The 15809-nt window shown below is 36.2% G+C and carries 12 protein-coding genes; 7 read left to right on the top strand and 5 right to left on the bottom strand.

Features of this window, described 5'->3' with window-relative positions; genetic code table 11:
* Positions 1-460: 460 nt before the first annotated feature.
* Entirely contained in the window at positions 461-2461 is a 2001-nt protein-coding gene (locus tag HW347_RS00005) for a putative porin (RefSeq protein ID WP_214609930.1), read from the bottom strand.
* Positions 2462-2709: 248 nt separating this feature from the next.
* On the opposite strand from HW347_RS00005, the gene HW347_RS00010 reads away from it, so the two are divergent.
* The 5 genes from HW347_RS00010 (at position 2710) to HW347_RS00030 (ending at position 9980) form a co-directional block, all read left to right on the top strand.
* A complete protein-coding gene (locus HW347_RS00010; protein WP_214609931.1) occupies positions 2710-3309 on the top strand; it encodes a ribonuclease HII in 600 nt (199 codons plus the stop codon).
* A 229-nt stretch (positions 3310-3538) separates the two neighbouring features.
* Positions 3539-4879: an OmpA family protein gene (locus HW347_RS00015; RefSeq protein ID WP_214609932.1), complete on the top strand. Its 1341-nt coding sequence runs from the start codon at positions 3539-3541 to the stop codon at positions 4877-4879.
* Positions 4880-4898: 19 nt separating this feature from the next.
* Entirely contained in the window at positions 4899-5597 is a 699-nt protein-coding gene (locus HW347_RS00020) for a TapB family protein (protein WP_214609933.1), read from the top strand.
* A 71-nt stretch (positions 5598-5668) separates the two neighbouring features.
* Positions 5669-7066, top strand: coding sequence for a S8 family serine peptidase (locus HW347_RS00025; RefSeq protein ID WP_214609934.1), 1398 nt, complete (start codon positions 5669-5671; stop codon positions 7064-7066).
* A 238-nt stretch (positions 7067-7304) separates the two neighbouring features.
* Complete coding sequence (locus HW347_RS00030) at positions 7305-9980, top strand: CHAT domain-containing protein (RefSeq protein ID WP_214609935.1); 2676 nt, start codon at positions 7305-7307, stop codon at positions 9978-9980.
* Between the two features lie 12 nt (positions 9981-9992).
* Here HW347_RS00030 and HW347_RS00035 read toward each other — a convergent pair whose 3' ends face one another.
* Together HW347_RS00035 and HW347_RS00040 are read right to left on the bottom strand one after the other, a co-directional pair.
* Positions 9993-10733 carry a tetratricopeptide repeat protein gene (locus HW347_RS00035; protein WP_214609936.1) on the bottom strand — a complete coding sequence of 247 codons (741 nt, stop codon included), beginning with the start codon at positions 10731-10733 and terminating at the stop codon, positions 9993-9995.
* Positions 10730-11302: an RNA polymerase sigma factor gene (locus HW347_RS00040; protein WP_214609937.1), complete on the bottom strand. Its 573-nt coding sequence runs from the start codon at positions 11300-11302 to the stop codon at positions 10730-10732. Before HW347_RS00040 ends, HW347_RS00035 begins: the two co-directional genes overlap by 4 nt.
* Before the next feature lie 484 nt (positions 11303-11786).
* Between HW347_RS00040 and HW347_RS00045 the strand changes: the two genes are divergently transcribed.
* Positions 11787-13526, top strand: coding sequence for a hypothetical protein (locus HW347_RS00045; protein WP_214609938.1), 1740 nt, complete (start codon positions 11787-11789; stop codon positions 13524-13526).
* Between the two features lie 116 nt (positions 13527-13642).
* Positions 13643-14299, top strand: a complete 657-nt coding sequence (locus HW347_RS00050) for a collagen-like protein (protein WP_214609939.1) — start codon at positions 13643-13645, stop codon at positions 14297-14299.
* A 26-nt stretch (positions 14300-14325) separates the two neighbouring features.
* Here the strand turns inward: HW347_RS00050 and lipB are convergent, their stop codons facing one another.
* Positions 14326-15042 carry a lipoyl(octanoyl) transferase LipB gene (gene lipB / locus HW347_RS00055; RefSeq protein ID WP_214609940.1) on the bottom strand — a complete coding sequence of 239 codons (717 nt, stop codon included), beginning with the start codon at positions 15040-15042 and terminating at the stop codon, positions 14326-14328.
* 27 nt (positions 15043-15069) lie between these two features.
* Positions 15070-15807, bottom strand: coding sequence for a hypothetical protein (locus HW347_RS00060; protein ID WP_214609941.1), 738 nt, complete (start codon positions 15805-15807; stop codon positions 15070-15072).
* Positions 15808-15809: the final 2 nt, after the last annotated feature.

The raw sequence follows: 15809 nt of genomic DNA on the forward strand, positions 1-15809 counted from the left end.
CAAAATCTTTTTTCTCGGTGACAAAAACAATATCTTACAAGGAACGTTTACTCTTTATTAACCCACACTTAACAAACATCTTCATACCTGTTTAGCGGGGTGCAAATGTAAGACCCTTTTTTAATTCAAACACAATTTTTTAAAAGAAATTTCGTTTTATTTTGTTCACCCCTCACAGAACACTGAGTATGAGACACAAACATATTCCTGCTCTTCTACTTTTTTTGCGACTCAACAACTTCACCAACCCTTACACCACTTAACGTTTACATAATACCCGCTTTGCATCACTCCGCACACTATTGGCTAAACCTAACTATAAAGGATATTTTATTACATGATACCTCTTATAAACCGTAGAAAGTAGTTCAATATCTGACTGGATTTCATCCAACAATATGATTAGTCATGAAATATGGGTATCCTAATACCTTAAAAAAGCTACAAGGAGAATCAAACTTTAAGAAAAGAAGTTCCATACTAGTCCAAATCGTATTACAAAATCGCGATATGGATAGTTAGGTGCAGAGTAATATGTAGGCTCACTATTAAACAAAGAATTAAAATGCTCTGCCTTTAAGTAGATTCTTGTCTGCTGAATCTTTGCATTTATGAAGAAATCCAACATAGGGAAGTTGCCTAACTTCTGATCGTTCTGCAAATAGAACTCGCCCAACAGCGAATTGTATGCATCCATATTATATGCCGTGAAATATTTTAGGGTTACCCCTGTCTGCAAAAACATAGCTTTCTTAAAAACATCGGAAGAGAAATACAAGGTATTCCTTGTTACCAGTTCAGGTACATTAAGTACTTGATTGGCTTGCGATACATTTTGATACATAACCGTATTGTTCAATGCAAACGAACCAAGTTTAAATTCCTTACTGTATTTGATTTTGGTATGATTAAGCACATTGTTCTCCTGTAGCGGGCGTATGGTAGCATTTTCCATTCCGTCTTCAATGGTTTGGGATGGGTCCTCTCCAAAGTAACTGTAATTATCTACGGTGGAATAGCTCACCATAAGGTTACCCCATAACTCAGATTCTAGATCAAGACGCAGCCCGTAGACTTGTTCCTTCTCAAAATTATCAATATTCAACCAATTGTAATTTTCGTAATCACTTTGATATAACAAGAAATTAAAGTTTGGCATTTTTGATGAGCCAAAAGCAGATACTGTTACTTTATGCTTATCATTTAACCTATATGATGCAGAAGCGTTCATTTGGTTACCTCCAAGTTCCCCTGACAGATTATACTTTGCCATTGCTTTCAATTGAAAACCTTTTATACGTTTCTCATACTCGGCTCCAACAGCTATTTCTTCGCCCTTTAATCTGCTTGGTATTGTTACTCCCTCATCATTTATTAATATACTGTTGAAAAAGTAGTTGTAGTTATAAAGCGAGATATTACCCTGAAGTCTACCTAGCGTTGCATTATAAAATTCTGCATTGACTTGGTTATACATTGTTTTTAAACTGGCCTTATCCACAATTGGCGAAACCAGATTATCTCCATAATACTCATTAGGGGTAGTTTGGTTAAAAGCGTAGTACTTGGTTTCATAGTTAAACTGATGTCCAATACCTAGAGAGGTTTTTTCCTGACTACTTGAATCTTGCTCCTTTCTTATCAACTTATATAGATGATCAAAATAGTACCGCTTGCCCAATATCCTACTAGACGCATCACTAAAGCGGACGTCAATCTTTACCCTATCACTAAAATTATCGTCGCCAGATTCAAATTGGAGTTCTTCACTTACAAGCCCACCGTTTTCTTCATTATCAATATCTTGAGCGGCTATATGCCCGCGTAAGCTATATCTATTGTTCTTTGTTACATAATTGGTGGTAGCCCTAAAATTACCAGATTCTGCCTGGTTATATTGGTATTTCCCCAAAGAGCGAAAACCTTTATAGGCTAAAGAAAAATTGAGTCTTTTTGAAGTATTGAACGCCAAGCTAGCATCTAACAATTGGCCTTCTTCTAAAGTAGTCTTAAAAAACAGATCGGACATAGGTGTAGCTACATTATAGTACTTTATGTCTTCCTTTTCAAAATAGCTAGTATGAAGTGCGCTTGCCCCCAGTCCCGGATATAGGTCATTAGAGTAGAAATCAACTCCTAACTTATTATATGGTTTGCCTATATTGGCAAAAGGCATGAGTTCAAAATCATCCTTTCTTAAATAGTTGTATTTATATTCTTTTTGAATGGTAAGTGTGGTATCCAAAAAGACAGTATCTCTGGCAAAAGTGATAATCTTATAATCCTCTATAGTAAGAGGTTCAAGTTCGGGTTCCTCTTCTTTTTCTTGTGGACCCAGCCTTCTAGGCATGCCACGAACGGCCGAAGTATCTATATCTCTTTTAGGAGGAATAGAATCTTCTTGCGCGAAGACTTGAATACATGAAAAATGCAATAAAAAAATCAGGAAAAAATATTTCATTGAAGCTAGTTACAGCGGTAAAGTTAATTTTTTTAGTTCGTAATTAAATGTGAAAATTTAATAATGCTATCCCAATGAGGTTTCTGACCTTCTTTTTGGATGATATCTACATTATATATAAGGTAGAATACGCCTTCCTTTTTTAAATCCATCAAACTTTACTTAACTAAATATCGATTATCATTTTTGTCGTTCAAAAGTATTTACCGATATTTCAAAAATAAGTCGATTTACAGTAAGAACAAACCATGTTAAAGTTATATCACGAATTACCATTAAACGAAGCCGGAACTGATGAAGCAGGAAGAGGTTGCCTTGCAGGACCTGTAACCGCTGCCGCCGTTATATTGCCAAAAGGTTTTACCAATAACGTATTGGACGATTCCAAACTTCTATCTCACCGAAAGCGCGATTTACTGAGACCTATCATAGAGTCTGAATGTACGGCCTATGGTGTGGCCCATATATTTCCTGAAAAAATTGATGAAATCAATATTTTAAATGCCTCTATTTTAGCCATGCACAAGGCTATTGAAAAACTAAAAACAACCCCCAAATTTATCATTGTAGACGGTAATCGGTTCAAGCCTTTTAAAGATATTCCACATGAATGTATTATAAAAGGCGACGGAAAATATATGAACATTGCCGCAGCATCCGTTTTGGCAAAGACATATAGAGATGCGTATATGGATGTTCTCCATGAAGAATTCCCCATGTATAATTGGAAAAAGAACAAAGGCTACCCTACCAAAGAACACCGTGAAGCCATCAGAAAGTATGGTATAACTAAATACCACCGGATGAGTTTCCGTTTACTGCCCAATCAACTAGGAAAAGACCTCTAATTATTTTTCTTACATCCTGTAACTAAACTAATTTCTCCATCTATATAGTTTTTAATACCATTCATACAGTTTTCATACCCAACGAATACAAGTCTTTATTATAAAAAGGCCATTTCGTTTAGTTTTGATGTTAACCTTTTAAGGGGTTTATACACTAATACTTAGAAGAATGTCAATTTTTCAATCCTTGACATACATCTTAATTATTGTATTACTAAACATCAAGTACATGAAAACGTTAGGAACCTTGCTTAAATTAATCTTATCAGTGGTATGCATCCTTTTTACCTGCCAAACCAGCGATGCCCAAATTTTACGGAAATTAGGGAAAGTTGCAGAAAGAGCTGCAGAAAGAACAGTTGAGCGTAGAGTAGAAAAAGAGACCTCAGAAAAAACAGATCAAGCACTAGATAGTATTTTAGAACCAGGAAAAGAGAAAAAGAAGAAAAAGAGACCAGCCCAGCAGAACGATACTACTGATGAAAATGATTTTCCTGAAACGGATGAACAAAATAGTTCCAATACCTCACAAACATCTAATGAAACAATACCACAATCTATAAAGGTCTATAGTAAGTTTGATTTTGTGCCAGGTGACACACCAATTTTCGTTGATGACTTTTCTAATGATTTTATTGGGGATTTTCCGTCTCGGTGGAATTCTAATGGAAGTGGTGAACTTGTAACCTTAGAAGAGCATCCTAATAAGTGGCTAAAAATACTACCAGGATATAAAACTGCTTACATTCCTGATATCACGAATTTACCGGATGAATTCACTTTAGAATTTGATGTTGTTGCAACCGGATTGGATAATAAAACCTCTTCTCAGTCTTATTTGGGTATAGTCGTGAGTGATAACAACACCTTTAAAAAAGGCGCCAACCTAGGCCTTGTAGAATATTCTTTTTGTCAATTTATAGAACGTGGTGTTGTGGTTGAAAACAGCATCTCATCAAAACGGGTGATTAGAAATGAAGTAGGTGCTGATATCCGTAATGTAGTTAGTCAAAAGCACCATGTTTCTGTAGCAGTGAACAAAGAGCGTTTTAGATTATGGATAAACGAAAACAAATTCATTGATGTCCCAAGGCTACTACCTTCTAATGTACAGATGCAAGGCATAAAATTTACGCTTCGAGGTACTGACACAGAAAAGGAGTCTGTACTTATAGGTAATATAAAAGTTGCCAAAGGAGGGGTTGATTTACGGAGGCAACTACTAGCGGACGGAAAAATATCTACAAACGGTATTTTATTCGATAGTGGCTCGGACAATATTCAACCACAGTCCATGGGAATTATCCGTCAGATATACCAAGTACTTCAACAGGACGATGCCATACAGTTAAAAATTGTTGGCCATACCGATGCTGATGGTGATGATACCAAAAACATGAAACTATCTCAAAACAGAGCCGAAGCTGTAAAAAACGCTTTAGTATCTATATATAATGTATCATCAGAAAGATTATCTACCAACGGCAAAGGAGAAACAGAACCTATTGCCGATAATTCATCAGCAGATGGCAAGGCTCAAAACCGACGCGTAGAATTTATTAAAGCATAAAAAATCTAAAATGGACACAATGAAAAACCCTCTACTCTCTACGTTATTATTTTTTCTCTTCATCGGTTTTGCTTTTGGGCAAGACAGTTGCAGTAAATTCTATCCTCTAAAGGAAGGAAGTACTTTTCAATATACCAATTACGACAAGAAAGGCAAATCTGATGGTACCGTAAACTATACCGTATCTGATGTTCGTTCCGAAGGCTCTGCTTCCGTAGCTACTTTTGACATGAAGCTTACAGACAAGAAAGGAAAAGAAATATTTGAAACCAACTATTCCTTTAGCTGTGAAGACGGGTTGGTCAAAATTGACTACCAATCGCTTTTTCCATCACAAATGATGCAACAATACTCAGAAATGGGTTTGGAAATGGATATTTCCGGAACAGATATAGAACTGCCCAATAACCTAAGTGAAGGTCAAGAATTGAACGATGCTAATGTTACAGTATCTATGAGCATGTCTGGCATTAATATGAATGTCTCAGTTGATCAAACCAATAGGAAAGTAGAGAAAAAAGAAAGTGTAACAACATCTGCAGGCACGTTTAACTGTTATTTAATTACCGAAGATAACACCACAAAAACTATGGGTGCTACTATTGAAATGAAATCTAAACTTTGGCTTGCGGAAGGTGTAGGCATGATAAAACAAGAATCTTACAAAAGCAATGGAAACCTCATCAGCAGGTCTGAGCTAAGCGCTTATAATGAGTAAGATTATCTGTTAACCTTTACCCAAGCTAGAACATTAATTTAAAACAATAATCAATCTTAATACCCTCTATTATGAAAACGAAAATTACATTTCTGCTATTACTGACCATTATACTGTCTTCTTGCACAAAGTTACCATATGGCCAGCATATCGACGATGACACATCTAATTCAGGTATTACATATGACGATATAAGAGTAGACGAAGGAATTAGCAGTGAGAAAAAAAACATTTTCATGTCACCAAATAACGTGATTGTGAAGTATCAACCACAAGTTACACCTGAAGAACGCAAGGCTATTAGAGAAACATATCCAATTATTGAATTTAAGCAATGTGACTGCGGTGACACTAATATTGAGCTGTGGATTTTTGACCCTAATATTCCAGAACTAGAAATTGAAGGTGTTGTAGAGCGACTTTCAAGAACAAGCCCAAGAGGTACAACTCGCGGAGAAAGGTCCTTTGACATAGAACTTTCACCAGTTGGTCCTTATACAGTTCAAGGTCAAGGTCAAGGTGTTGATGGAGAAGAGGAAGCGCTCATAGCAAATGCAGGTAATTCTAAAATAAATATTGCTGTTATAGATACTGGGCTTGATTTTTACAGGTATCTATTTACAAATGAACCTAAGAAATTCCTTTTCCCAAGTGGCGGGTTTGGAAGTTGTTACCCAACTACATCTGGTTGGAACTTTACTCAAGAACCTAACAACCGATATTTTGCAGACGGCAATGGACATGGCACATACATAACCAAAATTATTACCGATGAACTTGATAGCAAAAACCTCAATTATTCAATTTTACCATTAAAAGTATTTGATGATGCCGGAAAAGGTTCCTATTGGAATGTTCTATGTGCACTATCTTATATTAAACAACTGAACCAAAACGGTGCTAACATTAGTATTGTCAATGCAAGTTTCGGAGGGGAAATGCCACGTGAAATATTTGAAGAACCTGCACCAGGTGACCAAAAAAATATCTTTGCACAGACTATAGAGGACCTTAACAGGGCTGGCGCATTAGTTATTACTTCCGCAGGTAATGACAATAAAGATGTTGATCAAGGACCAAATGGAGACTTTATTTCATCATTTAGGGAGACCAACATACTTACCGTAGGCGGTTATGAATACGACACAATAAATCCAGGTTCGTTACCTATTAGATTGCATCCGCTTTCTAACTACGGCAGTAAAGGGAGTATAGATATCGCTTTAGCGTTTAATGATTACAGAATTATTTTGGATAATTCCGATCCCTCTTTAAAAAATAGAGTTACCCTTCAGGGTACCTCATATGCTACAGCAGCCATGTCGGGAATTGCGGGCTTAGTAATTAATCAGGTAGGTAGAGTACCTGCTGAAGAATTAAAGAATCTAATTTTCAACTTAGCCATAGAAGCACCTGAGCTTGATGGTAAGATTGATGAGAGCAGGGTGATTCCTAGAGCTACGAACTAACGAATCATAAACATAAAACAAAAAAGAGCCCATGTTACACATGGGCTCTTTTTTGTTTCTGCTTACTCCCACTTTTGCAAATAAGTATTTCACCATAAAATTCTTTATATATTTAGAATATTATTGACGTCCTAATAATCTATTTTTCAAAACCTGCATAGTTTTAACTCGAATGATTTCTTATATGCTAAACCTTAAATTTAACTGTGTTCTAATTTTCTTTTTCAGTTATATCTGCATGGCTCAACAGAACACGTTGGTTAAAATCATTAACGCCGATGAAAGTAAGGAGGTCATTCAAAAAAAAATCGATTCATTTTTTTCTGTTAACACAGATAGTATGTCCCCTAAAGAACTAGCAAATTGTTATCACGATGTAGGCAATAAATGGTACCACGAACAGTGGTGGAACCACGGCGAAAAAAGTGATATCATAAACGCAATCACCTACACTAAGAGAGCATTAGAAATAAAGGCAGGTTTAAAAGGTTTAGAAAAAGGTTCATTAGACAATACCTATTACAACCTAGGTGTTTTTTACTATTTGAAAGGTGAGATTTACAATGCTATAAAAACCTATACATATATTAATGATAATGGAACGGATATAGAATGGATACAAAATGCAAGGCTTGAACTTGGGTATCTCTATTTAACTACTGGTGATTTCTATAAAGCTTTAGATAGGTTCTCTGAAATGATATCGCTTAACGAGGGTCCTTCTTTTAGAGTAATTGATGCTCAAATATTAAAAGCGGAAACATATGCCGAGATGGGGTTTAGCGAATTTTCAAATGAGATACAATCTAACCTAAATAAAGCAGACTCACTCATCATACTAAATAAAGAAAATCATCAACAGTTTAAAAGGCGTATAGACCATCTAGAAGGAAATAGACTCCTTGAGACTGGCGAATACAACTTAGCAATTGCAAAGCATAAAGAGGTCTTGAAAGACTCAGCAAGTTTAAGACTTAATGATTTAGCAAATATCAACAACAGTATCGGTTACTCTTATACTAAATTAAAAAAAACCAAAGAGGCTTTAAAACATTTAAACAAGTCAATAGCTATTGCCGAAGACTACTCCTTACCATATGAAAACTTGGGAGATCTTTATCTAGACCAAAATAATTTTCAAAAAGCTTTAAAAAATTACCAAAAAGCAATCTTTCTGAAAATCGATAATAGAGAAGACATCAAAATCTATACGCTTCCCAACATAGAAACCCTGGAGCTTTCAACTGAAAAAATATTCTTATTGAGTCATATTATAGCCAAAGCAAACGGTTGGTTGAAATATTATGAATTTGAGAATGATAAAGACTATTTAAAGCAGGCCCTAAAAACTTTTAGACTAGCCGATCAATTGGTAGATGTTATTCGATCTGAAAGCACAGAATATCAATCAAAACTATTTTGGAGGGAAAAAGGAGCCTCATTATATACTAAGGCCGTAGAGGCTTGTTTCTTACTAAAGAAACCGGAAGAAGCCTTTTATTATATGGAGCGTAATAAAGCTTTACTCCTACTTGAAGATGTTTCAAATGAACAAGCCAAGACTATTACTAAGCTTCCTGATTCCATTGCTCAACGCGAATTTAACCTTAAACAGGCTATACTTTTATCTGAAAACGAGTTGCATACCAATCCTGACCTACCTGAAAATGCGCTTAAAAAATTAAGAAATAAAGTGCATTCTGATAAAAAATCTTATTATGAATTTACAGATACTTTAAACGTTAATTTCCCTGAATATGCCAAACTGAAAAGTAACGTCGCTATTCTGACTTATGACAATTTCAAGAAAAACTATACCGCAGAAGATGAAGTAGTTCTACAATACATTCTTAATGATAAGCAAGGCTACGGTCTTTTAAGCACGAAAAATAATGTCCAGTTTTTCAAATTGAAAAATGTCAAAAATTTAAACCAAAATATTTTAGAGCTATACGGAAGTCTTACTGACCTGACAATGAATCGCACTAAGGTTTCTGAGTATAATAAGCTTTCTCATAACATCTTTAAACAATTAGTTCCAGAACAGGTTTACAATGATATAAAAGGTAAAAAACTTACCATCATACCTGATTATATTTTACAACAAATTCCTTTTGAAGCTTTTGTTGTTGAGAATGCCCCAGCCAAATACTTTATTGAAGATACAGAAATTAGATATGCGTACTCCATGTCTTATCTTGATGCCAAAACACATATTTTAGGAGCTCCCCAAAAAGAACTTTATGCAGTAGCTCCTATTCAGTTTAAAAGCTTGGGGCTACCGAGCCTCATCTTTAGTGGCGCGGAAATAGAAGAGGTTAATAAGATTTTCCCAGGAAACATAGCACTGAAAGGTGAAGCCACAAAATCTGATTTTACAGCTAATTTTAAAGATTATAGAATTGTGCATCTATCTACCCATGCCGATATAGGAGAAAATGAAGACCCGTGGATTGCTTTTAGTGATGATAAAATGTTCCTTAATGAAATTTACGCCACTAGAAACCAAGCAGAAATGGTTGTTTTAAGCGCCTGTAACACCTCTATTGGAGAGCTTAAAAAAGGAGAAGGCGCCATGAGCTTGGCAAGAGGCTTTTTTCATTCCGGAGCAAAGAGTGTTGTATCCTCACTATGGTCTACCTATGACAAAAGTAGCAAGGAATTAATGACTTCTTTTTACACAGCACTTAGTAAGGGTGACACAAAATCTGCAGCCATGCAGAAAGCAAAGGTATATTACATAAATAAATATCGTGAGAGTGCTATAGCTCCTGCGTATTGGAGTGCCCTAATTGTTATTGGTGATAATGCACCGTTAGAAAACCAGCAAGGCTTCTTGCCTTTTTGGGTATGGATGCCTCTTAGTGTTTTGCTGTTAGTAGTTCTTTACTTTCTCTTTAAAAGAAAAAAGTAGAACCTTTAGTTTTTATTCTAGTTCATCTAAAAGTGACTCTGCTTCAGTTTTTTTATACCTGGCATCTGCAATTAATAATTTTAGAGATTCTATTGCATTCTGTTTTTGCTTATCCTTTATATATGAAAGAGAAAGGTACCATAATGCCTGCGGAGCAAATTCGCCCCTTTCTTCAACAACTTCATTGAAAAGTGAGATGGCCTCCCCTAATTGATTATTTTTTAAATAAGACTGGGCCAAATAGAAACTGACATTTTCCGAATCATAAGTCTCTTTTAATTCCGTAAAAAGCTCAATAGCTTTTGTATTATCATTAGTTTCATAAGCTACATAAGCCGCACGCTCGAAAGAACTATCAGTTTCAGCACCTCTAGTAATAGCATAAACTGTGTTGGGATAATCCTGAAAATTATCATTGTAAAGAGCATTGTAATCAGTGCCCGAGAAATTGTTGTATCCCAACCAACCTAAACCTATTAATAAAGCTACGGATGCTGCCATAGCCCATTTTCGGTAATTTGTTCGTGGTATTGTTTTAACAGGAACATCATTTATCTCTTTTTCAAAACCAATTAGTTTGGCTTTTAAATTATCAGATTCCTTGTCACGGATAACCTGTTTAAGATTATTCTCAAAATCGAATTGCTTCTTAAAGTCCATATCGGTTTTCATCAGTTCATTGAACTGCTGTTCTTCCTGAACCGTTAATTGGTTAGAAAAGTAATTATATAATAGAAGTTCTTTGTCCATCATGAGTAGGTATTTGTCTGGATTTTTTCTTTTAGGGTTTTCAAACAACGCGATTTGGCAGATTTAACCACATTCTCACTGTTGTAGTTTTTAGCTTCCATTATTTCTTGAATGGTAAAACCCCGATAATAAAACAGTGTCAATAATTCTTGACATTTATCGCCTAAGGAACCAAAGTGGGTTTTTAATAATACCTGCTCCGTAGTTAGGCTTTGACTTTCCATGTCAAAAGTATTCACTTTTTCATCGGTATCCTCTACCCTAGATAAATCATAATCACCAGTTACCACCTTTTTGTTTTTCCGCATCTTATCAAAGATTAAATATTTACCAATGGAAAACAGATATGTAGAAATACTACTAGATAAGCTCTCTAACTTTCCGCTCATGACATTATTATAAAAAATAACGTAAGCATCCTGATATATATCTATGTTTTCTTCTTCCGAAAGGTTATAGCGCCTAGCAAAGTTTAAAAACTTTAGGCGATTAGATTCATATACCTGCTTAAGCAAGTGATCTGAGCCCTTTCGTAAATCTTCAAGCGTTATTTCTGCCTGTATATTTTCCATTTAATGAATATGTAATGAGAAGGTTAACAGTGATGACATCTAATTTAACATTTTTTGTCTGCTCGCTTCCCTAAACGATGAATTATTTAAGGTGAATAGAACTCGCCATTACATCTCTCATATCCCTCTTGGTTGCAAAAAATGAATAAAAAAGATAACCCATGTTAACCTTTATATTTTTTTGAACATAAATAGGAGAACCATAAAAATGAAAAATATGAACACCTACGAAAAATTAGAATTCATAAAAAGAGTATTAATCCTAGCCTTTACGGCATCTCTGTTTGTTCTTTTTAAGCTACTCACTTAAAGTATGCTTAGATATACGAGTAACCCCCAAAACTCATCTCAGATACAGAACTCTAATTGAACGCCATTACACCTATATATAAATGTATCCACAAGATATTGTAGTCCTTAATAACTGAACTGCATATCTCTCTAAAATTTTAACACTAAAGCATATTCTTTTAAAACCACAATTATGAAAAATGTAAAATCTATTATCTATTTATTAGCAGTTGTATTTTCAATGACAGGATGTACAGACGACGATACTGCGGAAGAAACTTCAAAAGTTACTGCAGTGAGGCTTGGAGCGGTCTCTGACTTTACCGGACCCTGCTCCAAAAAATTTGATTTTGAAGCAGAAATAGATGCCGATGGACCAACGACTATAAGCTATACATGGTTAAGAAGCGATGGGGCAACCGCTCCGGAAAACTCTATTACGTTTGAAGAAGCAGGAACCAAAAAGGTAACTACATCATGGACTCTTGGTGCAAACGGAGAATCTTATGAGGGCTACTGGCAACAACTAAAAGTCATTAGCCCAGAGGAAATTCTTTCTAATAAAGCCGAGTTTAATTTACACTGTGAAGAAGAAGAAGAAGAAGAAGAAGAAGAAGCTGTAACAATCACCACTAATACCGCTGTTGTAGGAGAAAATAGTTTTACCGGACCTTGTTTCAAAAAATTTGATTTTGAAGCAGAAATCGATGTTGATGGTCCAACAACTATAACATATACATGGTTAAGAAGCGATGGCGCAACTGCTGCGGAAAACTCTATTACATTTGAAGAAGCAGGGACCAAAAAGGTAACTACATCATGGACTCTTGGTGGAAGCGGAGAATCCTATGAGGGCTACTGGCAACAACTAAGGATTATCGCTCCTGAAGAAGTGCTATCTGAAAGGGCAGAGTTCGACCTATATTGCGAGTTAGAAGAGAATGTGGAACTCGTCTCTCTTAGTCCAACCTCACCCTCCACCCTATTTTTAGAAGAGAAAGTCGGGTTTACCTTTAACTATATAACAAGCTCACCTACTGGAGCTAGAATATTTGGCAGACCGTTTACAAGCGGTAGTCCAACTCCCGGCTACGCAGCACATGGGTCACCCATACACGCTAGCGGAGAAGGTACATCTAATGGGTATTTCACCATACAGGACAATCCCCAACATGTAGACCAAATACGATTTCAAATGTGGGATGCCGATCAGAGCAATCTTTTGCACGAGTTCTATGTAGATGTGGATTATGAGTTCATTGGCCATTCAGTTGTTATGGAAACTACAAACCCTAGTTCAGGGGCAACTTTATATCTTGATGAAAGGGTAGAATTTACCTATAGCTACAGAACAAATGAGCCTACCGGTGTTCGAATATTCGGAAGACCTATAACAGACGGTAGCCCAACACCAGGCTATGGAGCCCACGGATCTGAAATTCTCTCCACTGGTGATGGCACTGGTAGCGGATATTTCACCCTAACGGATGATGGATATCATGTGGATCAAATCCGGTTCAGAATGTACAATGCTGAGCAAACTACTTTGTTATATGAATATTTTGTGGATGTAGACTATAAGTACATAGCTCACAGAGTCGTACTTGATAATTTCGAACCAGAAACAAATACAGTATTAGTGGAAGGGGAAAGGGTAAATTTTAATTTTCATTACAAGACAAATGAGCCTGGTGGGGTTAGAATCTTCGGCAGACCGTTTACCAACGGAAGTCTTACCCCTGGCTACTCAGCGAATGGATCGATTGTCCATCCTGTGGGAGAAGGGAACGGTAGTGGCTATTTCACTGTCAGCATCGCCGAGACTATAAACCCTCACACTGTTGACCAAGTAAGGTTTCAAATGTGGGATGCAGATCAAAATAATCTATTGTACGAGTACTTTGTAAATGTAGACTACGTGTTTACAGAATAATGAGAGAATGGCAAAAAAGTGGAAAACCGAGGCTTATACCTCGGTTTTTTTATGCCAGATGTTAACCTTGGTATAGTCTACAACATAAAATACCAAATACATAAATCACAAGCATTATGAAAACTACGTTTAAATATTTCGGAAGCATGATTCTTTTATTAGTGTTGGTTCTAGCATCATGCACAAAAGAAGGACCAGAAGGCTCCATGGGAGCAACAGGGCCTATTGGACCCGCAGGTACGCAGGGCGAACAAGGAGAGCCAGGCATGGCCGGACAAAATGGTGTTGATGGTCAAGATGGCACTAACGGACAAGATGGTATTGATGGTCGGAACGGTGTTGATGGTCAAGATGCAGAATTTAGCCCCACATTTTTCAAAGTTAGAGGTAACGGTTTTGCCGTAAAAGACTTGGATGGTGGCACTACCATAGAAACCGATATATGGGATGTTGTAGATTTTGACTCTGCAAATGGTTTTAATACCTCTACAAAACGTTATGTTGTGCAAGAAACTGGCTATTATTTCCTGCAGGCCTACATTCGACAAGCAAATGCCGTAACTGATGCCTTTTTTAGGCTACAATTTAATATAGACAGAAATGCAAGGTATACACAGAATGTTGATGGGGATGATATAAAGATAAATGTAAGTGGTATTTATCGTTTAACTGAAGGTCAAGAGGTATTTATATTTCTACGCAATTATTCCTCTGGCTCTGATGTTCGCATAGATGGCAATGGAAGTTGGTTTGAAGGATACAAAATCAACTAAAATATATTTATACAAAAAACCGAGGCTCAAACCTCGGTTTTTTGTTTTATCAATTCAGCTTCAAAGAGAACTTCAAAATGTTTTTGCAATTTCTCCTTCACTTCAGCTAGATTTACTTCTTGTTTTCCTAGTTCTACATTTAAAGAAGTTACGGCCTTACCTTTTATCCCACAGGGAATCATTAAATCAAAATAACCTAAATCTGCATTTACGTTCAAGGCAAAACCATGCATAGTTACCCAACGGCTGGCACGTACCCCCATAGCACATATCTTTCTAGCAAATGGCGTACCTACATCTAACCAAACGCCTGTTTCACCTTCGGAGCGTTCTGCCTTTAATCCGTATTCGGCTAAAGTAAGAATGACCATTTCTTCTAAAAATCTAAGGTATTTATGAATATCGGTAAAGAAATTATCAAGATCTAAAATAGGATAGCCCACTATTTGACCAGGACCATGATACGTAATATCACCTCCTCTATTTATCTTATAAAATTTGGCGTTTTTAGCAGCAAGTTCTTCTTCGCTTATCAAAAGGTTTGCAAAATCACCACTCTTACCTAAAGTATATACATGTGGGTGTTCTACAAACAGAAAGTGATTAGGAGTAGGCTCATTAGTTGCTCCCCGACGGTTTTTAATCTTTACATCTACCGTTTGTTTGAAAAGCTGCTCTTGGTAGTCCCAAGTTTCCTTATAGTCTTTCAACCCTAAATCTTGTAAATATACCTTCTTGTTCATGATACAAAGATAAGAAAAGGTAATGGCCTATTTTTCTAACTCTACCTCTATCAAAATGGACTCTGGATCCTTTATCATATCTAAGAAATTAACCTCATAGATCATGGTCTTCCCGTCCATAGAAAAGGTTGCCTCTTCAATATTTGTAGACTTCACTCTCTTTGGGAAATGATATTTAAAGGTATAGGTAGAAGATGAAAGAAACATTTCTGCACTCGTAAGGCTGTCTAAACTTTGCTGAAACATTTCTTGGTTTACAATAGCTGCAGAGCGCTTAAATTTGTTCTTTTTAAAACTATAGCTGACTTCAGTTGCTTCATTAGATGGATTCTTTGGCATAGATTTACCTCCTGCCACAGAGCCAACGGAACTAGCACTTTGGAAAGTATTAAAAGCATCGTTAACTTCTGATACGTCCTTAAAGTCCGTAAACATTTCAAAATTCATGATACCCTTTTCTGCATCTACCATCATATGAAGACTAAAGGGTTCTAGCTTTTTAAGCTCTGCTTGTTGCCCTGGAGATAATTGAGAAATACTATCTTTTTTCTCTAGTAACATATCTTTAAAAACAATGGTAGAATCAATAACTTCTTCCAGTTGAGTAGAATCCGAAGATGGTAACATTTGTAACAACTCACCTCCATCAAAGCCAATATTCATTTTTCCCGTTCCATCTGCTTTAAAATGAATTTCTTCGGTAAAATTGCAGGCTACAAAAAGTACAGTGATAAACACCACTGCCAAGATTCTAAATAACTTCATAG

Origin of the sequence: Zobellia barbeyronii, assembly GCF_018603515.1 — a bacterium.
GTDB lineage: Bacteria > Bacteroidota > Bacteroidia > Flavobacteriales > Flavobacteriaceae > Zobellia > Zobellia barbeyronii.